Here is a 19,352-nt window from a genome sequence, read left to right on the forward strand (position 1 = left end):
TAAAGTGGTTTCGATTCGGACTACAGCCACGGGGCGCGGCCCTCGGTTTCAGTCGTATCGTCGCTCGGATAGGGACCGTCGTCCGCGTCCGACGCTGCATCCGCTTGCTCCTCCTCCTGTCCAACACCGCCGTCCGTCTCAGAGACGCCGTGGTGCTTGCGATCTCCCTCACGACTGGCAGTGTCCCCACCGTCAGTGAGCGGACCGGTGCCGACAGCAGGAACAAACGAGGCAGCCGTTCGCGCCGCCGATGATCCGCCTGATTCCGTCGCGTTCACTGGCAGCGATTCCGATGCAGCCGTCGACGAGGGGACGGACGGGGCCTCGTCATCCGGTCCGCGCTGGTTCGTGATCGTCGAACTCGCCGAGTCGGTCTCGTCGCTGTCGAACGGAATGTCGATCGCGAAGACAGCCGCGACGATGAGGGCAGCCAGTGGGGCCTGTCCGAAGCCCATCCCGACCAGGGACAGTGGCAACAGCCCGAGTGCAACGGCGCTACCGAAGCGGAAGCGATCGATGTCCATGTACTCGCGGAGATAGGGGCCGCTGATGGCGACAGCGAGTGCGAATGCAACCCCGGTCACGGCTGCCAACGTGGCGTTGGCCACGAGTGCCGGATCGTTCATGAGCGCGAGCGTGACACCACTTGGGTCGATACTTGCGACCAGCCCAAGGCCGATAATGAGGCCGGGACTTGGCAGGTACTCGCCGATCGTTGCGCTTGCCGTCTTCGCTGCGATTGCGAGGATGACGACGGCGGCGAACCGCTCGATAATGGCCTCGTGAAGGAGGCTTCCGATGGCGGGAGCGAGCGCAGCTTGGACGGCAGCAAGCAGTATTAGCGGAATACCGACGAGCAAGACGATCGCGACCTGCTCGCGCGGGGTGCCGGTCATCTCGGCGAGCATGACGGCGACGGTGGCACTGCCACCGAAGATCAGCAGGCCGGTCTGGATGGCACTCGAAGGGGTATCGATTGCACCGGCGAGGATGAGCGCCGGGAAGACGCCGTCGACCAGCGGGAGCATCATCACCAGCGCTAACAGCCGAGCGTCACCACCTACTAATCGCTCGAGGCGAAGGGCAACCGGGTGCTGGGACGTACTCATCGCTCAGGGACGATGGCCGTGACCCGAGGCCAGTGGGTGATGTGATAACCGACTCCGCACGGACTGGACTCCATCACACCAGTTTGCCGGGGCGGCCTGATTCGGCCACTGCGCCCGGCGAATGCCTCGTGCTGTGAGTTTAAGTTGAATTGTAAATTTCCCGAACATATTTTTCGCGGCGGAGACGGCGGTCGTCCGGCCAACGGTTCGGGTCTCGCTGGAACTCACAGCGTTCATACACGAGTGGAATACCGGCCTGTCAATAAACGTTGCGTGAGATACGGTTACACAACTCGGCATACTTTCGCCGTCGACGGCCAGATCCTGACGAAGGTGCACTAATCTGATCGATCGATTCCAACTCTCAACCTGGTCGCCGTATCGGTGGACGGGACGAGTTCAGCTGTCCCGTCAGCGATTCCCACTCCGGTTCCCATCTCGCAACGCTTTTGGCCCGCGCGTTCGGACAGTTTACATGGCGAACGACGTTCCAGAGCACGAGCCGTATTCTTCGAAACTCCAGGTACCAGAAGCGCTTACGTTCGACGACGTCCTCCTTCGACCGAAGGAGAGCCGCGTCGAACCGGATGACGCGGATCTCACGTCGAACGTCTCGAAAACCGTCGAGGTCTCCGTTCCGATCGTGTCGGCGGCGATGGACACCGTCACCGAGAGCGACATGGCCATCGCGATGGCTCGCCACGGCGGCCTCGGCGTCCTTCATCGAAACATGAACGTCGACGAGATGGTCGACGAGATCGAACGCGTCAAGCGCGCCGACGAACTCGTTATTCCCTTCGACTCGGTCGTCACCGCCGATCCCGAGATGTCGGTCCGTGAGGTTGACGACCTGATGGCCCGGGAAGGCGTCGGCGGCGCACCGGTCGTCAACACGAACGGAGAAGTGCTGGGAATCATCTCGAGCACCGACATCCGGCCGCATCTCGAGGTCAACGAGGACGATCCCGTCACGGAGGCGATGACCGACGAGGTCATCACGGCCCCCGAGGACATCGACGCCCGTGAGGCCTTCGACCTGATGTACGAGCACAAAATCGAGCGCGTCCCCGTCGTCGACGACGAGAACCTGCTGGTCGGGCTCGTCACGATGCAGGGCATTCTCCAGCGCCGCGAGTACAAGGAAGCCGTCCGCGACGAGGACGGCCGCCTCCGCTGTGGCGTCGCCGTCAGCCCGTTCGAACGGGACCGCGCCGAGGCCGCGGACGAGGCCGGCGCGGACGTGCTCTTTATCGACACCGCACACGCGCACAACATGAACGTCATCGACGGCGCTCGCGAGATCAAAGAGCGCGTCGACGCCGATGTCGTCGTCGGCAACATCGGGACCCGAGAGGCCGCCGCTGAACTCGTCGACTTCGCGGACGGAATCAAGGTCGGCATCGGCCCCGGATCGATCTGTACGACTCGCGTCGTCTCCGGCTCCGGGATGCCACAGATCACGGCCGTCGCCCAGGTAGCCGACGTTGCCAACGAACACGACGTACCGGTGATCGCTGACGGTGGCATTCGCTATTCCGGCGACGCGATCAAAGCGGTTGCGGCCGGTGCCGACGCCGTCATGCTCGGCTCGTATTTCGCCGGGACCGACGAGGCACCCGGTCGCGTCGTCACGATGAACGGCAAGAAGTACAAACAGTACCGCGGCATGGGCAGCGTCGGTGCAATGAAATCCGGCGACAGCGACCGCTACCTCAAGGAAGAGCCCGACGAAGACGACGAGTACGTCCCCGAAGGCGTCGAGGCGGCGACACCGTATAAGGGCTCGCTCCAGTCTGAACTCCACCAGCTCGCAGGCGGGATGCAATCCGGAATGGGGTACGTTGGTGCAGAGACGATCCCGGCGTTCAAGGAGCGATCAGAGTTCGTCCGCGTCTCTTCGGCAGGGCAGGCAGAGAGCCACGCCCACGACGTCGTGATTACCGACGAAGCACCGAACTACTCGCCGGACGATAGCTAGGACGGCGTCGCTAACTGAGGACGAACGAGTTCCCACACTCGGTGCAGATGAGTCGAAACTGGCCGTCGTCGGTGAGTTCGAGGCCGTGTCCCAGTTCGGTTTCGCACTCCTGGCAGTAGACGACCGATTCGATCTGGTCCCAGTCGTGTCGTGATCCCGGAGCACCGAACGCGAAGCCGACGACGGGTTCGTCGGCGTCTTCGGAGTTGTACCCCTGCTGGAAGTCGCCGGGGGCGAATCGGATCACCTCGCCCGCATTGACAGTGGCCGTCCCGTTTTCCGTGTCGAACGCCGCCGTCCCCGACTGGATGTAGAAGACTTCCTCCTGATCGTGGTGGGTGTGAAAGCCGCCCGAAAAGGACTCGCCGGGCTCGAGTTCGAAGTAGTTCATCGCGAAGTCCGACAGTCCGAGCGCCTGTGAGATCGGTCGCCGGACGGAGTGGACGGCCATCGGATTCGGCTGGTTGTCGACCTCGTCGATCGTGACGCGTTCCATACGCGAGTGTTCACGGAGATCAACATAAATCCCTGTGGCAAGTTCTCGCGAGACACACTATCGTATAACTGACGACGAAGAGTAACGCCTACAGGTATTGGCTCCCGAGAACGAATCGTGAACCGCCGTACGGTCATCCAGTCTGCTGGTGTGGGGGCCCTCATCGGACTCGCGGGCTGTATCGAGGGCGTCCAGGAGCACTTCATGGGGAGCGTGCAGGGCGTGATCCCGATCGAACTCCACAGCGAGGCAAGTCGCTCGTACAACATCCAGATGCAGGCATACGAACGAAAAACAAACCGACAGACTTACGATCATAGTTTCGCCATCACGCCGGGCGAAAACGTCCAGCCGGAGCACCTAAGCGCCGTCAATCAGAGCCTTCAAATCGTAAAACACGGCGAGGAGGATGGCCAGGAGACGGTTCGAGAGGTCTCCATTTCGGGAGAAACGGAGCTGGTTCTGGTCACGGTCACCGACGATGAGCTGGAGATAGAGGCCCAATACGACGAGACTGAGACGAGTGCTCCGAACGGCAATAACACGACGAACGAGACACCGACCAACGCGACGTCGAACGAAACGACCGGCGAAACGGACGGGTGACCGCCGATCAGGGGTACGGATGAAACTCCCGGTCGAGTCGTGCGTCGAATCCGAGTGTCGCCGGCACGTGCCGCGCTCGCTCGCCGAAGAACGGCTCGCCGGTAAACAGCGGCTGCGCGCCGGGGACGACGACTCGAACGGCTTCGAAGCCGGCAGCTTCGACGTCTCGCGTCGTTAGACGGGCCGCATACGGAGTCAACTCGGCTTCGCACACGCGCTCGATAACCCCCTCGAGTTCAGCGAGGCTCCCCTCGCTCTCCTCACGGTCTCCGCTCGAAAGCGCTCCGTCGTAATCGGGACCAACGCCGGCCGCCGGCACTGTTTGCTCGACATCGACGAACGAGTGGACCGTCTCGGGGAACGTGCCGTAGTCGCCGATCGCACCGGACGCCTCGTTCGCTTCCTCGGGGCCGAGACTTCGCAGTTCCATCCAGTTCTGAAGCGCCTCTTCGAGCGCCGAGACGGCGGCGGCCGTCGCGTCGAGGGCGGCCGCGGAGCCGACGGCGAACGCCGGCCATGCGTCATCACCGCCGCTGTCGTCACCCTCGTTACCGCGGGCTATCGTGCCGACAGCCTCCGGCTCTCGATGGACGGCAACCGCGACGACCGGGACGTCGATATCTTGCGTGACGAGCAGCGGTGTCACGGTGAGCCCCTCGCTTCGTGCGCGTCGCGAGAGGACATCGAACGTCGGGTCTTCGACGGACAACCCGAGCGGTTCGAACGTCGAATACCACGCGAGCATCGTCGCGTCACGTTCGATAACCTCCGTCAACCCCGACAGCAGTGCATCGGTCGTCGAGGACCCGAGCCCGAGCCCGGTCGTAATCGAAGGCACGAGTTCGTCGCCGGGCTGGGGGAACTGCACCGCCGCTGCGGGTAGGTGAACCGAGTCGCCGGTCGCGAGGTTCTCGCCGGGGACCCAGCGACGGGATGCCGTCGCATCGTATTCGGGCGCGTCGGCCGGCCGCACGAGTTCGGTCGGCGACACGACGGCGTCGAGGTCGTCCTCGCTCGCGTGGACGAACTCGTCGTCCCGGTAGACGCCGGCACAGTACCGTTCCAGCCCCTCGCCGACGGCTTTCATCAGCGCGGCGTTCCAGTCGTCGGCCACGCCGGCGGCCTGGGTCGGCGCGCTGGCGTCGCTGAAGCCGCGCGTCTCCGAACTCGTGGCGAGGTAGTAGGGTGCGGGAAAGGAGTCGGCCTCGCCGATGGTTTCGATGATCCCGACGCGGTCGTCGATCGCCTGCTCTGCGTGTTCGACGGCCGCGTCGAGTTCGAGCGAGTCGTCGTCTCGAGAGAGGGTCCGGGTGCGCTCGCTCGACGCGCACGCACAGCCGGGGACGGGAAGCACTCGGCGTCGGACGTGCGGAAGTTCGATCGCGTGGCCGATTACGGACTGTTCGGTCCCCGAAAAGACGCGAACGCACTCCCTGCCCGCGAGGGCACCGGCAAAGCGGGCCGTCGAACGGTCGGTGCGTGGCTGTCCGGCGTTTCTGTCCCGGTCGAGCGCCGCGCCGACGCGCGTTCGGAGGCAGTCGTAACAGCCGACGCCCGGGCCGGCTGCGGGGGCGAACCCGGAGACGGCAGCATCTACGTCCGGGAGCGGGTGGCCGCCGATGCCACCGATTTCGACGGCGATCCACGGAGTATCACCGGTGCGAGCCGCCTCGTTCGCCCGCTCGAACGTCCGTGCGCCGGCAACGTCACTGACGACGGCGAATCGAGCGTCGGTCAGGTCCGCCGGGACGGCGTCCTCGACGGTGACGTCGACATCGTCGAGTGCAGCGACGAGCGCCGCACGAACTGGATCGTCGGCGACGACGTGTACGTGCATACCTGAACCTCACAGGCGGCGGGCAAAAGTGTCGTGTTCGAGTCGCTCGCTACTGCTCCGTGTCCGACTCCGCGTTAGATCCCGATTCCTGGCGCGTCTCCGCAATGTCGATGACATCTCCCGTTTCCCCGCCCATGTCCTCGCCTTCCTGAATCGCCTGCGCTTCCTGTTCCATCGCTTCGATATCCATCTCCGTCTCCTCGATTTCGCCGATGATCTCGCTGATGTCGTCCAAGCCGATCAACTCGCGGGTCTCCTCGTCGAATCCGAGGCTCTCGAGTTCAGTGTCGTCTTCCCTGACGTCGCTGCCGGAGAGGTGCTTGCCGTAGCGTCCGAGCATCGAGGAGAGTTCCTGCGGGAGGACGAACGTCGTGGACTCGCCTCGCCCGATCTCGGTCAGCGTGTCCATGCCTTTGTCGATGACGGCGCGTTCGCCCATGGATTCGGCCGAGCGAGCGCGCAGAACGGTCGAGATGGAATCCCCCTGTGCCTCCAGGATCTGGCTCTGCTTTTCACCCTGAGCGCGGATGATGTTCGACTGTTTGTCCCCTTCGGCCGTCTCGACGGCGCTGCGGCGTTCGCCCTGTGCTTCGAGGATCATGGCGCGGCGTTTGCGCTCGGCGGAGGTCTGTTGTTCCATCGCGCGCTGGACGTCCGGCGACGGATTGACCTCGCGGACTTCGACGGACTCGACGCGGATACCCCACTCGTCGGTGGGTTCGTCGAGTTCCTGGCGAATGCGCTCGTTAATCAGTTCGCGGCGGGACAGTGTTTCGTCGAGTTCCATATCGCCGATCACGGCGCGCAGGGTGGTCTGGGCGAGATTCGAGACGGCGTTCTTGTAGTCGTCGACTTCGAGGAATGCCCGGGTCGCGTCCATGACGCGGATGTAGACGACGGCGTCGGCGGTGACGGGTGAATTGTCCCGGGTGATCGCCTCCTGGCTGGGAACGTCGATCGTCTGTGTTCGCATGTCGAAGGTGTAGACACGCGAGACGAACGGCGGCACGATGTTGAGTCCCGGCTCCAGGAGCTTGCGGTACTCGCCGAAAACGGTGAGTGCGGCCCTGTTGTACGCGTCGACGATCTCGACCATCGACCAGACGGTGACCACCACAACTGCGAGGACGAGTGCCCCGGCGACGAGGAGTGGATCGTCGAGTTGTACCTGCAGCGGTAGCTGTAAGTGCAGGTTTTGAGACAGGGTACCGTATGACAGTGTCTCCATCAAGAATACTAGGGCCGCCGGGCGAATAACTCTTGGTGTGGTCTGTCAGCGCAGCGTGCCGTGTTTGCCCCGTTCCCGCATCGCGTACACCGCCGACTAGCACGTTACCAATAGATTCTGCGCCGCGTTCCGATTCCTCGCAGCACGGCTACGGTTGACGCTCCTGTCGCCTACTCGCTCTCGGACACACTCGTATCTTCGCCGCCAGTACCGTCGTCCGCGCCCGCCCCTGCAGTTGCAGTCGCTTCTGATTCGTCGGCCGTAGCGTCTGTAGCAGCGTCTCCAGCGGCTGCAGTCGACTCACCAGATCCGTTCGTGTCGTCGGTTGCACCGCCAGTGCCGCCGGCACCGTCGCTGTCGTCGCTCTCCTCACTGCCGCCGCTCTCGGCTGCGAGTTCACCGTTCGACACCGTCACCTGTGCGTTCTGGATGACTTTGTCGCCCATCTCGTAGCCGGGGGTGTAGACGTCTGCGACCGTTCCTTCGGGTTGCTCGCTGTCGACTTGCATCATCACTTCGTGGCGCTGCGGGTCCGTCGCGGTGCCCGGATCGGGATCGATTTCGGTCACGTTCTCGTCCTCGAGAATGCGATCGAACTCGCGCAGCGTCATCTCGACGCCGTCCCGGAGTCCGTCGACATCATCGCTGCCTTCCTCGAGTGCGCGTTTCAGGTTGTCGCGGACGCCGATGAGGCGCTCGACGAGGTCCTCGGTCGCGCGGTCTTTGATCTGGTCCTGGCGTTTCTTCGCGCGCTTTTTGTAGTTCTGAAAGTCGGCCTGTTTACGCTTGAGTCGCCCCTTCAGATCCTCGATCTCAGCCTCGTACTCCTCGAGTTGCGCTTCGTTCTCCGCCAGCGTCTCCTCGCGCGCCTCGAGTTCGTCCTGGAGGTCGCCGATCGTTTCGGCCTGGGCCTCGACGCGTTCGGTGAGGTCCTCGAGTTCGGCGCGCTGGTGGTCGACGGTGGTCGAGAGGTCGCGGGCGTGTTCGACGACGGCGTTGACGGTCTGGGCGAGATCGTCGTCGTAGGCGGTGACGCGGTCGATGAGTTGCTGGACGTCGGACGGTGGGTCTGTGGAGCCGTCCGATTCGGTCGGTTCGGTCGGTTCGTCCGGTTGGGCCGATTCCGTCGGTTCAGGTGATGCGGACGTGTCTGCGGTCGTCGCTGACTGGCTCACTGCTGGCTCGGTTGTCTCGTCTGCATCGGACGGTGCGTCAGTATCGTTCGTTGGCTCCGGTTCCGATTCCGAGTTTGATTCTGATCCCGATCCGGTAACGTCGGTCGTGTCGTCCGTCCGATCCGACCCGGCGGGAGCGTCCGCCGCGGTCGATTCCGCCGGCGATTCGGCGTCGGATTCCGAGTCCTCGACAGCGGACGCAACGTCGGCGTCGGCCGTCGTCTCGGAGGATTCCTCGTCGGACGGGACACCCTGGGCTGGCGTGTTCGTGCCCTCGTCTTCGCTCATATTCAGGTCAACGAACAGCGATACTAAAAGGGTTGAGGTAGCCGCTCGCGTCGTCACCGTTGCACCGAATGTCGTTGGAATGGTCATTTTCGGCGGCTAGAGGGCGTATTACGACGGACAGCCCCTCCGTAACTGGGTCGGACAGGAAATGAGGACCAAACGCGACCGACCGCCGACCCCCACTCGCTGAACTCGCGCAAACGACAGTGCGTTATTCGGCGAGCAACGCGCGAGTTCGGCGATGGCGATACCGGAGAAATCCCGCGAGAAACGGCGTCATCACGGGGAGGTCTCCTGCGGTCGGCACGCGGTACGTTATCCGATCGTGGAGAACGGTTTCGCCGTCGAGCGCCACGAACTGATGAGTGTGTCGCCAGGTCTCGAACGGGCCGCGGTCGCCGACCTGCTCGTCGACGAACGCCGCGCGGTCGTCGCTCACCTCGCGGGCGGTGATCGCGACGACCCACTCGCGTTCCGGAAGGAAACCGCAATTGAACGGCTGAATCGTCAGGTGGACTTCCGTCCCGACGCGGAACTCGTCCGGGGCGACCGTTCCGTCCGGCCCGACGACCCGAGACACGCGGCCGCCGAGCCGTTCGGGCGTCAGTGACTCTAATCCCTCGATAGCGTCGTAAAACTCCCACACGGTCGCAAAATCGACGGGAACGACGGAGGTGTGTTGGTACGTCGGCATACCACATCTCGTCTCCGCACCCACATTATCCCGCGTGTCGAAGCACACGCGTCGCCCCGTCTCGATCCCGGTCGCCGCGCGACAGCGCCGCCCATCCAACAGTATATGTATCTCTCTCCCCGACCATCGACCGTGACGCGGACCTCGGACACGTCGCCCGTCGAACTCCACTACGAGGATGGAACGGTTCGGCTCCCGGAACTCGATCCCGCGACCGCCGAGTCGATCCGACGCACCGTCTCCGACAGTGAACTCGAGCGCGATCCTCGGACGGACGGCTGGCGCGTGCCAGCGTTTCGGTACGCCGCGCTTCGTCGCGGACTCGCTGCGCTCGAAACCGACTCCGAAGCGGACTCGGCCGTCGCGATCGATGATCGCGTTCTCGACCTGCCTGCGCTTTCGGCCTCGGGCCCGGGTTCGGGCTCAGATTCAGCTTCGGATTCGGGTTCGGATTCGAACCCCGTCCTGCACTCGGCCTACGAACTCCGCGCGTACCAGCGCGAGGCGCTGACCGACTGGCTCGAAACCGACCGGTGGGCCGACGTGCCGCCCCCGGGCGACGACGACCCGCTCGCCCGCGCTCGCGCCCCCGCCGGCGTCCTCGAACTCCCCACCGGCAGCGGGAAAACCGTCATCGCACTCACGGCCATCGAACGGTTGGCCGTCCCGACCCTCGTCGTCGTCCCGACGATCGACCTGCTCGAACAGTGGGAACGCGAACTCGAGCGCGAGTTCAACTGCCCGATCGGCCGCTTCGGCGGGGGCGAACAGCGACTGGAACCGATCACGGTGTCGACGTACGACTCGGCGTACCTCAAGGCCGATGCGGTCGGCGACCGGTTCGGGCTCGTCGTCTTCGATGAAGTCCACCACCTCGGCGGTGAAGGATACCGCGAAATCGCCCGCCTGCTCGCCGCACCCGCCCGACTCGGGCTCACCGCAACGTTCGAACGGCCGGACGAGGCCCACGAGATCGTCGCCGAAATCGTCGGCCCGCTCGTCCACCGCGTCGCGGTCGACGAACTGGCGGGCGATCACCTCGCCGCCTACGACCTCAAGCGACTCGAGGTGTCGCTCACGCCGGCCGAACGAGCGGAATACGACGAGAATCAACAGCTCTTCGCCGACTATCTCGCCCGATCGAATATCCGAATGCAAAGCGGTTCGGACTACCAAGAACTCGTCAAGCGCTCGGGGAACGATCCCGAAGCACGGGAGGCGCTGCTCGCCCGCCAGCGCGCCCGCGAAATCGCCCGCGGCAGCGAGGCCAAACTCGACGCGCTTCAGGGTATCCTCGACGACCACCGCGACGACCGGATCATCATCTTCACCGCCTACAACGACCTGGCCTACGACGTGAGCGAGCGCTTTCTCGTCCCGACGATCACCCACCAGACCGGGGCGGCGGAGCGACGCGAGATCCTGAAACGCTTTCGCGACGGAACGTACTCCCGGATCGCGACGTCGAACGTGTTAGACGAGGGCGTGGACGTGCCGGACGCCAACGTCGCGGTCGTCCTCTCGGGCAGCGGCAGCGAGCGCGAGTTCACCCAGCGACTGGGGCGGGTACTCAGGCCGAAATCGGACGGGAGCCGCGCGTTGCTGTACGAGGTGATCAGCAGCGAGACGGGCGAGGAGAACGTGGCCGAGCGCCGGCGGTGAAGCGGCGGCCGAGCCTCCCGATCGCCGTTTTCGAACCAGACGGGTGGCTATTACCCCTGTTACTGGGGATTGGTTACGTCTCAGTCTGCAGTGCCTCGGGAAAGAAGGGCGCGACGTCGGCGCAGGCTGGGTCGTCGCCGCAGCCGCCTGCTCGATCGCGTTCGGCGTTTGAACCGGCTACTCGCCCTCGATAACGATATCCCGTTCTTCCGCGACAGCGCCGTCGATTTCGATGGTGAAGTAAGCCGGGACGTCATCGATCGGGGTCTCCTCGTTTGCCGTTTCACCGTCCAGTTCGAGCGTTTTCTCGTGAAACCACGCGTCCTGTTCATTGCCGACCCGGATTCTGAACTCGCGTGCGTCGCGCGAGCCGTCATACACGCCGAAGAATACGGTTCCTGCTCGTCGCTGGAAACGATATCCGAACAGCCCGCAGCGAGGGCGACTAGCGCGGTTCCGGACGCGGCAAGCGGCGATCGTCGTTTTATACCGACACTGACAGTAGAGATGAATATCACTTCTTCGGTGGACGGATGACCCGAAATAGAAGTGAAAGTGACGCAGTACCGGCGTCAATACCGGACCTGCGCTTGATGAGAGGTGTGACTTCTAGCTCCGATACCGCGGAGTGAGGGGATGCTCTCGGGCTCCGCGCGGGACGAGCCTACGCAGACTTCGCTTCGGCACGCTCGTCGATCGTGACTGCTCCCGCGAGTTCAGCGTGCGGATACGGCATGTCGATTCCCTCGGCGTCGAAGCGTTCCTTGACGGCTTCGATGAACGCGGTTCGTGCGGCCGGCGGTCGATGCTCGATCGGATCGATCCAGAGGCGGCCGGAAAGGACGACCGACGAATCGCCGAGATCGGTGACTGCCACCGACGGCGCGGGGTCCGCGAGCGCGCCCGGAACCCGCTCGGCCTCGTCGATAATAGCCGTCCGCGCTCGCTCGATATCATCGTCGTAGCTGATGCCGAACTCGTAGGACACTCTGAGCGAGCCCTTTCGCGTCGAGTTGACGAGTACCGAGTTCGCGAGGTCGGAGTTCGGAACCGTCACGAGTTCGTTGTCGAGCGTTTCGAGGCGCGTGACGCGCAGTTGGATGTCGCGGACGATACCCCGGTTGTCGTCCCACTCGATGGTGTCGCCGACGGTGAACGGTTCGTCCTTGACGATGAAGATGCCGGCGACGAAGTTCGCGATCAGGTCTTGGGCCGCGAACCCGACGGCGAGGACGACGGCACCGCCGAGCGCCGAGAGGGCGACGAGAACCATCCCGAAGCCGGCGATGGTGGCGGCGAGTGCGAGCGCGCCGAGGAGGACGAGCGCGGAGACGATGCTTCGCGCGAGCGAGATGAGTCCCTGATTGAACCCTCTGCGTTCGAGCGCTCGTTCGGTGAGACCGATAACGACGGATTTGCCGAGCCAGTAAAGAACCGCGAACGAGACGAGGAACAGCCCGGCGACCGTTACGCCGTCGATAATCGCCGGTATGGCGTCTGTAAGCGTCGGGATGGCTTCGTCCGAAGTCCCCTGCAGTTGGAGTGCGTTCACGGGTTAACGGTGGAACGTCCCCTAAAGATTCTTTTCGAGTTCGTCGGACGGGGTCGCGGCAGCCGCGCCATTTTTGGTATCCTCGCCCGGAACAACACCTGGATGCTGACGAAGGACCTGTTGCGCGTCTCCCGCGCCGGCGGCGGTTTTCACCCGCAGTTCGCGACGCGCGAGCACCGCCCGCTGGCAGCCCGCGTCATCGGTACCTATCAGGGCCACGTCGGCGAGCGGCGGGCGACGCTCGAGTCGGCTCTCGCGGACCTCGAGCGCGATTCGGACGACTTCAAACGCGTCCGCGGCTTGTCGGCGCTCGTCGAGCGCGAGTCGACGTTCGAAACCGACGCTGCGATCGATCCCGAACGCGCCCGCAAAGCCGCCTTCGAGGCCGCCGAGTCCGTCGGCGTCGTGGACCGGGACGAACGCGCGATGGCGCTCATCCGCGCCGGCGAGTCGCTCTCGCTTTCGGCGGACGAACTCGAGCACGCGCTGTACGCTGATCTCGACGATCGGCAGGTCCTCGCATCGGTCGAGCCCCGCTGGGACCCGGACGGCCTGCTCGCCCAGTACAACCTCTCGCTCGCTCAGACGGCGCTGTTCGACGCGACCGAGGTGCGCGTGCGCTCGAACGATCCCAAGGCGCTGGTGTCGGCGATCAAGCGGCTGCGATTGATGTACGAAATTCACAACCCGGACGCCGCGGCCGGGACGACGGGCGACATCGCGAGTAACCGCGAGATCGTCGTCACCNTCGTCACCGGCCCGACGCACCTCTTCCGGGCAACCCGGCGGTACGGCACCCGCTTCGCGCGGCTCCTGCGGACGATCGCGAAGGCCGCCGAGTGGCACTTAGAAGCCACCATCGACGACCGCGGCACCGAGCGGACGCTTTCGCTCTCCCACGAGGACCCCGTGAGCGTCCCCGACGCCGAACCGGTCGCCGACGTGACCTTCGATAGCAGCGTCGAGGCCGACTTCGCCGCTCGCTTCTCACGGGTCAACCTCGACTGGGATCTCGTGCGCGAGCCCGAACCCCTCGCGACGGGGACGCGGGTGATGATCCCCGATTTCGCGTTCGAGTATCGTCCCGCTGGCAGCGCCCGCGGGAACTCGTCGGACGCGGGAGACGGCGACCGCGGCGACTTCCGCGTCTACTTCGAGATCATGGGTTTTTGGACCCCCGAATACGTCGAAAAGAAGCTCTCCCAACTCGAGACCCTGGAAGACGTCGCCCTCCTCGTCGCCGTCGACGAATCGCTCGGCGTCGGGGAGGAGATCGAGACGCGAGACCACCGGGCGATCCCCTACTCGGGCACCGTTCGCCTCAAGGATATCGTCGACGTGCTTCGGGAGTACGAGACCGACCTCGTGCGCGAGAGCGCGGCCGATCTGCCGGACGAATTCACGCCGGACGCAGACGTGATCGAGCTCGAGGCGCTCGCGGCGCGCCACGGCGTCAGCACGGACGCGCTGGCAGACAAGCGCTATCCGGACCACGAGTTCGTCGGGCGAACGCTCGTCCGGCCCGCGGTGCTCGATGCGCTTCGCGCGGAACTCGAGTCGGGACTGGCGTTCGAGGAGGCCGAGTCGATCCTCGCGGAACGCGATATTTCGGACGCGAGCGCGGCGCTCGCTGAACTCGGCTATCGGGTCGAGTGGGATGGGTTACGCGGCGGCACCGTCGTCGAGCGATGAGGTGAACGGCCGCTGGATCGGCGACCCGACGGGAGAAACGAGGGGCCGGGCAGTCGCCGATTTCACCCATCGGACCGGTTTTTCGTTTACCCCGAACGTGGAGGGGACCGAACACGGTTAGTATCGTTCGAGTTGAGAGGCGAATGTGATATACGATCGACGCGGCTCTGACGAGTTCCGGGAGATCGATCGCTGGGACGACGGCGTCGGCTGGCTGGCCCATCCCGACGAAGGCGGCCGCCGAGCGAGTCACGCGGTCGTCGGTGCCGATGGCATCTGGCTGCTCGATCCCCTCTGGGCACCCGGCGTCGACGACCTGCTCGACGAGTTCGTCGGAAAGCGCGAGGGCGACGTCGCGGGCGTCGCGATTTGCTCGAACTGGCACACCCGCGACGCGGATCGATTCGCGCGCCGGTACGACGCTTCAGTGTTCGTCCCGGAATGGATGGGACGGGTCGACGAGCGAACGGCCGTGCCGGTACGCCGCTACGAGGGATCGGTCGACACGGCAGTTCGAACCGTTCGGTGCGAGCCGATTCCGCTGTGGAACGAGGCGATTCTGTACTGGGACGAACACAACACCCTGTACGTCCCCGAATCGATGGGGACCGCCGATCCCTACACCGTCGGCGACGAGCGAATCGGGCTCGAACTGTTTCGCCGACTCGACCCGCCCCGCTCGCTTCGTGAACTCGAGCCGGATCGAGTTCTCGTCGGTCACGGTGCAGGCGTTCTCGACGATGCGACGCGGGCGCTCGAGTTCGCGTTAGCGGGAGGGAGACGACGGTTTCCGGCGGCGGCGCTCGAGAACGGCCCGACAACGCTGCGGGCGCTCTACGGTGCCGTCCGCGGCTGAGTCGTTTTTAGACGGCCAGTCGCTCGTCGCTCGGCTCTCGGCTCCCGTGCGATCGAGGTCCACGAGACCGATCGCGCGAAAGACGATGGGTCCCGGAAGAAGGCCCGGTTCGACGCCGGGGAGCACCGGAACGGGCGGGTGTGGGCCAGCGGGAAACGGCAGGACGACCGGCGACCCAGCGGTTAGTACGACCGAGCGGGGGGCGAGATACCCGTCTTTCACGGACTGGCCGAGTGGGCGGCACCGCCGAAAACGCGACAATCTACCGGCGGCGACGACTAGAGGTTGCGCTGGCGTCCCTTCGGCACCATCGAGCGCAGTTCGCCGTGGACGTACAGGCCGACGCCGAGCGGTTCGCGCTCGCCCGCAACGGTGTGGGCCGCGATCAGGTAGCCCCAGTCGCCGTCCCACGCGAGTGCTTGGTCCTCGCCCGCGGCGAAGCGCCGGGCTTGCTCGCGATCCAAGTCGATCACGCACTCGCTGGCGTGGTGGCCGAAGCGCTGGACGAAGTCCGTGGTCGGCTTCCAGTGTTCCTGTCGGGTGCGCAGGCAGGTCATGCCGATGGCCTCGATCTCCAGCGGCGATGTGGCCTCCCCGCTGTAGAGCCAGATCTTCCCTGCGCCCTTTTCCCAGAACGAATAGTCGTCGAAGGTCGCCGGCGGAACGGCGAAGCGATCCGCGAAGAACTCGAGCACTTCCGCGCGGCTGACGCGGCCCTCGACGGTTCGCTCGGCCGCGGTTTCGGGCAGCCGGCCGAACCGCTGGCCGACGTTCTGTTCGAGTTCATGTTCCGTGCCGTCCGGCTGCTCGTCGCTCGGGTCGTCGCTCATCAGGCGGTCACCTCCAGTTTCGCCACGAAAAAGCCGCCCGTATCGTTGTGGTGTGGATAGATCCGCGCGGCCCGCTCGATCGAGGAGTCGAACGTCTCGCCGTCCCACTCGGTGAGGCCGGGCGCGTACTCGAGACCGAGATCGAAGTCGACGACGCGGCAGTCTTCCGTCTCGAGGGCGTGCTGGACGACGGCTTCGTTCTCCTCGGGTGCGAAGGTACACGTCGAGTAGACGACGGTGCCGCCCTCGCGGGTCGCCTGAAGCGCGCGGCGGAGAATACCCTTCTGAATGCCCGCGACGGAGTTGATGTGGTCCGGCGACCAGTTGTCGAGCGCGTCGGGATTCTTCCGGATCGTCCCCTCGCAAGAGCAGGGCGCGTCGACGAGCGCGCGGTCGAACTCGTCGAACGGAAACCGCTGCAGGGAATAGTTGCGCGCGTCGTCGTTCGTCACGGCGAGGCTGGTCGCCCCGAGGCGTTCGGCGTTGAACCGCAGCGCCGAGATGCGACCGAGATTGCTGTCGTTTGCGACGACCGTCCCGCGATCGTCCATCAGCGCGGCGATCTGGGTCGCCTTCCCACCCGGGGCCGCACAGCAGTCCCAGACGCGGTCGCCGGGTCGGGGATCGAGAACGATCGGCGGGACCGCCGAAACCTCCTCCTGACCGTGGGTGAAGCCGTGGAACGAGGTCCACGTCGATCCCGGCGAGTTCGTCTCGAGGCGAAGCACGCGCGGGTTCCAGTCGGCCTGATCGTAGGCGACGCCGTCCTCGTCTAAGGCGGTCGTCGCGCGTTCGACCGAGGCCTTGATCGTATTTACGCGAACGGCGTTGCCGAGCGGCTGCTCGCAGGCCGCGAGAAACGCCTCAAAGTCGTCGATAATCGGTCGATACCGCTCGAATGGCTCCATTAGCACCCGGTTCGAACGCCCGGCGTTTGTGGGTTTCGAAGGCCGTCCCATCGCGTTCGTTTGTCAGAAGTCGGCGTCGTTTTTATGTCGATCCGCCGTGTCTGCCAATTCATGGCACGAATCAGCCTGCAGGGGGACGAAGCGACGCTCGAAAATCCCACCTTCGTCGAGGGCTTTCCCGGTATCGGTCTCGTCGGCAAGATCGCGACCGACCACCTCGTGGACGAACTCGATATGCGCTACTACGCGAGCGTCCACTGCGATGGACTCCCCCGCGTCGGCGTCTACCGCAGCGGCGACCGGACGGCGCGCCCGCCCGTTCGCCTCTACGTCAGCGAAGACCACGACCTGCTCGCTCTCCAGAGCGATGCACCGATTCGATCGGAAGCACTCGGTGACGTGGCTCAGTGCATAACGAACTGGATCGTCGACCACGAGGCGACGCCGCTCTATCTCAGCGGCCTTCCGGCCGAACGCGACGACGGCCGACAACCCGACCTCTACGGCATCGCGACCGGCGACGCGGCTCCCCTCCTTGACGACCGCAAAATCGACGTTCCTCCCGAAGACGGCGTGGTTACCGGCCCCACCGGCGCGCTCATCAACCACGCCGCCCAGGCCGACTACGACAGTCTCGGCCTCGTCGTCGAATGCAGTCCGCAGTTCCCCGATCCCGAGGCCGCGAGCGTCCTCCTCGACGAGGCCATCGCTCCACTCGCCGACCTCTCCGTCGACGTGCGCGAACTCGTCGAGCGGGCCGAGGAGATTCGCGAGAAGCGCGAACAACTCGCGCAGCAGATGCAAGCCGCCGGCCAGGAACAGAGTACGCAGGCGCAGCCGCTTCGAATGTACCAGTAACGATAGATCGGCTGCTCGGTCTCGGACCGAAATCGGGAATTCCGTCCTTCTGACGGCATCAAAACACTTCCCACGTATTTTTTATTCTTGATACCCTTCGACGGGAACAGAGATGACTTCGGCTACGGAGGCCTACGATATTGTGGTCGTCGGCGGGGGGACTGCCGGCTGCTTCGCTGCGACGACCGCCGCCCGAGAAGGGCTCGACGTCGTCCTCCTCGAACGGAAAAGCGAGGAGGAAGGGGGATACATCGCCTGCGGCGACGGGATCAAAGGAAAGAGTTCGTTCCCCGACGTCCTCGATCGCGAGCGGCTCAAGGACGAGGCGTTTACGAACCAGGGGATCGAACGCGCCGTCTTCGAAAATCCCGAGACCGAGGAGACGATCGAGATCCCGTTCGACGAGACGGGCGGAGTCGTCGACCGCTGGAAGTACGGCCAGATTCTCTTAGAGGAGACCGCTCGGGCCGGCGTCGACATCCACTACAACACGGTCGTCAACGACGTGGTTCAACCGAACGGCACGGTGCAGGGCGTCACCGCGGTCAGGGACGGCGACCCCCTCGAGTACGGGGCCGAAGTCGTCATCGACGCCGCGGGCGCGCTCTCGGTCCTGCAGGACAAGGCCGACCTCTCCGCCTCGACGTTCGATACGAACGTGAACTACTCGCAGTTCTGCTCGGCCTACCGCGAGGTGCTCGAGGTTCCGGAGCCCGTCGAGTGGGACGACGCGCTCGTGTTCAAACCCACCGAAGAACTGGGCTACCTCTGGTACTTCCCGCGCTCGGCGACCGAGATCAACGCCGGCCTGGGCTTCCAGATGACCGAGGAACCGCTCGAACTCGTCGACGTGCTCAAGAACGACATCGCCAATCGCGCCGAGTTCGCAGACGCCACGGTCAAGAACAAACTCGGCGCTGCGCTCCCGACGCGGCGACCCTACGACTCGGCGGTCCACCCCGGCTACGTGGCCGTCGGCGACGCCGCGGGGCACGTCAACCCCTGTACCGGCGGCGGTATCCCCGGTGCCGCAAAGGCCGCCCACTGGGCCGCGAAGGTCGCCGTCGACGCGATCTCGGACGGCGACGTGAGCGAAGCCGCCCTCTGGGAGTACAACCGGCGCGTCCAGACCGACTTCGGCAAGCGCTTCGCCGCGATGGACCTCTACAACATCTTCGGCACCGCCCACGACCTCGGCGAACTCGTCTCGGTCGTCACCGCGATTCCGGGTCAACAGCTCGTCGACGCGATCGGCAAGAAGGGAACCGCCGAGATGAGTTTCGGGCTCAAGCTCAAGACGGTCATGAAGACCTTCGGCCACTGGGGAACGCTGTACGAACTCTACAAAGTCCAGCGGGCCGCCGGCTCGCTCAAGGACGTGTACGACAGCTATCCCGACAGCCCTGGTCACTTCGACGCCTGGCAGGCAGAACGCGATGCGTTGCTGGACCAGGTGTACGATATTACGGGAGCCAGTCCGAAGTACTAACCCGACTTAGTCCGGCGATTCGACGCCGGTGTGAGTGTGTACCTGGTGGTCACAACTCATCCGCAACCCAAACCCATTTTCGCGTTCCGTTCCT

General features: G+C 64.8%; 17 protein-coding genes. 7 read left to right on the plus strand and 10 right to left on the minus strand.

All coding sequences use genetic code 11. From position 1 onward, the window contains the following. Positions 1–20: 20 nt before the first annotated feature. Positions 21–1,109, minus strand: coding sequence for a DUF5794 domain-containing protein (locus C481_RS08265; RefSeq protein ID WP_169331453.1), 1,089 nt, complete (start codon positions 1,107–1,109; stop codon positions 21–23). Between the two features lie 475 nt (positions 1,110–1,584). On the opposite strand from C481_RS08265, the gene guaB reads away from it, so the two are divergent. Next, positions 1,585–3,087, plus strand: coding sequence for an IMP dehydrogenase (guaB, locus tag C481_RS08270; RefSeq protein WP_006108722.1), 1,503 nt, complete (start codon positions 1,585–1,587; stop codon positions 3,085–3,087). A gap of 10 nt (positions 3,088–3,097) precedes the next feature. On the opposite strand, the gene C481_RS08275 is transcribed toward guaB, so the two are convergent. Next, positions 3,098–3,583 (minus strand): cupin domain-containing protein, encoded by a 486-nt coding sequence (locus tag C481_RS08275; RefSeq protein WP_006108723.1) that lies wholly within the window; start codon positions 3,581–3,583, stop codon positions 3,098–3,100. Positions 3,584–3,700: 117 nt separating this feature from the next. Between C481_RS08275 and C481_RS08280 the strand changes: the two genes are divergently transcribed. Next, positions 3,701–4,189: a fibrinogen-binding protein gene (locus C481_RS08280; RefSeq protein ID WP_241434668.1), complete on the plus strand. Its 489-nt coding sequence runs from the start codon at positions 3,701–3,703 to the stop codon at positions 4,187–4,189. A gap of 7 nt (positions 4,190–4,196) precedes the next feature. Here the strand turns inward: C481_RS08280 and C481_RS08285 are convergent, their stop codons facing one another. The 4 genes from C481_RS08285 to C481_RS08300 all read right to left on the minus strand — a co-directional run bounded on the left by C481_RS08285 (position 4,197) and on the right by C481_RS08300 (position 9,411). Beyond that, positions 4,197–6,026 (minus strand): YcaO-like family protein, encoded by a 1,830-nt coding sequence (locus tag C481_RS08285; protein ID WP_006108725.1) that lies wholly within the window; start codon positions 6,024–6,026, stop codon positions 4,197–4,199. Between the two features lie 49 nt (positions 6,027–6,075). Beyond that, on the minus strand, positions 6,076–7,254 hold the full coding sequence (locus tag C481_RS08290) for an SPFH domain-containing protein (RefSeq protein WP_006108726.1): 1,179 nt from the start codon (positions 7,252–7,254) through the stop codon (positions 6,076–6,078). Positions 7,255–7,424: 170 nt separating this feature from the next. Then, positions 7,425–8,717 (minus strand): nucleotide exchange factor GrpE, encoded by a 1,293-nt coding sequence (gene grpE / locus C481_RS08295; RefSeq protein ID WP_006108727.1) that lies wholly within the window; start codon positions 8,715–8,717, stop codon positions 7,425–7,427. A gap of 211 nt (positions 8,718–8,928) precedes the next feature. After that, positions 8,929–9,411, minus strand: a complete 483-nt coding sequence (locus C481_RS08300; RefSeq protein ID WP_006108728.1) for an SRPBCC family protein — start codon at positions 9,409–9,411, stop codon at positions 8,929–8,931. A gap of 105 nt (positions 9,412–9,516) precedes the next feature. On the opposite strand from C481_RS08300, the gene C481_RS08305 reads away from it, so the two are divergent. Further along, on the plus strand, positions 9,517–11,073 hold the full coding sequence (locus C481_RS08305) for a DEAD/DEAH box helicase family protein (protein WP_049904515.1): 1,557 nt from the start codon (positions 9,517–9,519) through the stop codon (positions 11,071–11,073). Positions 11,074–11,250: 177 nt separating this feature from the next. Here C481_RS08305 and C481_RS08310 read toward each other — a convergent pair whose 3' ends face one another. Continuing rightward, on the minus strand, positions 11,251–11,454 hold the full coding sequence (locus C481_RS08310) for a hypothetical protein (protein ID WP_006108730.1): 204 nt from the start codon (positions 11,452–11,454) through the stop codon (positions 11,251–11,253). Positions 11,455–11,737: 283 nt separating this feature from the next. After that, a complete protein-coding gene (locus C481_RS08315) occupies positions 11,738–12,625 on the minus strand; it encodes a mechanosensitive ion channel family protein (protein ID WP_006108731.1) in 888 nt (295 codons plus the stop codon). A gap of 102 nt (positions 12,626–12,727) precedes the next feature. Here C481_RS08315 and C481_RS08320 point away from each other — a divergent pair, with 102 nt between their 5' ends. Continuing rightward, positions 12,728–14,317 carry a DUF790 family protein gene (locus C481_RS08320; protein ID WP_049904534.1) on the plus strand — a complete coding sequence of 530 codons (1,590 nt, stop codon included), beginning with the start codon at positions 12,728–12,730 and terminating at the stop codon, positions 14,315–14,317. 145 nt (positions 14,318–14,462) lie between these two features. Next, on the plus strand, positions 14,463–15,173 hold the full coding sequence (locus C481_RS08325; RefSeq protein WP_006108733.1) for a hypothetical protein: 711 nt from the start codon (positions 14,463–14,465) through the stop codon (positions 15,171–15,173). A 278-nt stretch (positions 15,174–15,451) separates the two neighbouring features. Here the strand turns inward: C481_RS08325 and C481_RS08330 are convergent, their stop codons facing one another. Continuing rightward, the gene (locus tag C481_RS08330; RefSeq protein WP_006108734.1) at positions 15,452–16,003 is read right to left on the minus strand and encodes a DUF7122 family protein; all 552 of its coding nucleotides are present in this window, start codon (positions 16,001–16,003) and stop codon (positions 15,452–15,454) included. Continuing rightward, positions 16,003–16,911: an RsmB/NOP family class I SAM-dependent RNA methyltransferase gene (locus C481_RS08335; protein WP_006108735.1), complete on the minus strand. Its 909-nt coding sequence runs from the start codon at positions 16,909–16,911 to the stop codon at positions 16,003–16,005. Before C481_RS08335 ends, C481_RS08330 begins: the two co-directional genes overlap by 1 nt. Positions 16,912–17,022: 111 nt before the next feature. Here C481_RS08335 and C481_RS08340 point away from each other — a divergent pair, with 111 nt between their 5' ends. Further along, positions 17,023–17,769 carry a proteasome assembly chaperone family protein gene (locus C481_RS08340; RefSeq protein ID WP_006108736.1) on the plus strand — a complete coding sequence of 249 codons (747 nt, stop codon included), beginning with the start codon at positions 17,023–17,025 and terminating at the stop codon, positions 17,767–17,769. 112 nt (positions 17,770–17,881) lie between these two features. Next, the gene (locus tag C481_RS08345) at positions 17,882–19,258 is read left to right on the plus strand and encodes a geranylgeranyl reductase family protein (protein WP_006108737.1); all 1,377 of its coding nucleotides are present in this window, start codon (positions 17,882–17,884) and stop codon (positions 19,256–19,258) included. The last annotated feature ends 94 nt before the right edge of the window (positions 19,259–19,352 follow it).

The organism is Natrialba asiatica DSM 12278, from assembly GCF_000337555.1.
GTDB classification, from domain to species: Archaea; Halobacteriota; Halobacteria; order Halobacteriales; family Natrialbaceae; genus Natrialba; species Natrialba asiatica.

Excerpts from the sequence above, each read along its gene's own strand:
- grpE (WP_006108727.1), bottom strand. The coding sequence starts at position 8,717 with ATGAGCGAAGACGAGGGCACGAACACGCCAGCCCAGGGTGTCCCGTCC.
- C481_RS08290 (WP_006108726.1), bottom strand. The coding sequence starts at position 7,254 with ATGGAGACACTGTCATACGGTACCCTGTCTCAAAACCTGCACTTACAG.
- C481_RS08265 (WP_169331453.1), bottom strand. The coding sequence starts at position 1,109 with ATGAGTACGTCCCAGCACCCGGTTGCCCTTCGCCTCGAGCGATTAGTA.
- C481_RS08305 (WP_049904515.1), top strand. The coding sequence starts at position 9,517 with ATGTATCTCTCTCCCCGACCATCGACCGTGACGCGGACCTCGGACACG.
- C481_RS08300 (WP_006108728.1), bottom strand. The coding sequence starts at position 9,411 with ATGCCGACGTACCAACACACCTCCGTCGTTCCCGTCGATTTTGCGACC.
- C481_RS08275 (WP_006108723.1), bottom strand. The coding sequence starts at position 3,583 with ATGGAACGCGTCACGATCGACGAGGTCGACAACCAGCCGAATCCGATG.
- C481_RS08285 (WP_006108725.1), bottom strand. The coding sequence starts at position 6,026 with ATGCACGTACACGTCGTCGCCGACGATCCAGTTCGTGCGGCGCTCGTC.
- C481_RS08330 (WP_006108734.1), bottom strand. The coding sequence starts at position 16,003 with ATGAGCGACGACCCGAGCGACGAGCAGCCGGACGGCACGGAACATGAA.
- guaB (WP_006108722.1), top strand. The coding sequence starts at position 1,585 with ATGGCGAACGACGTTCCAGAGCACGAGCCGTATTCTTCGAAACTCCAG.
- C481_RS08340 (WP_006108736.1), top strand. The coding sequence starts at position 17,023 with ATGGCACGAATCAGCCTGCAGGGGGACGAAGCGACGCTCGAAAATCCC.
- C481_RS08345 (WP_006108737.1), top strand. The coding sequence starts at position 17,882 with ATGACTTCGGCTACGGAGGCCTACGATATTGTGGTCGTCGGCGGGGGG.
- C481_RS08335 (WP_006108735.1), bottom strand. The coding sequence starts at position 16,911 with ATGGAGCCATTCGAGCGGTATCGACCGATTATCGACGACTTTGAGGCG.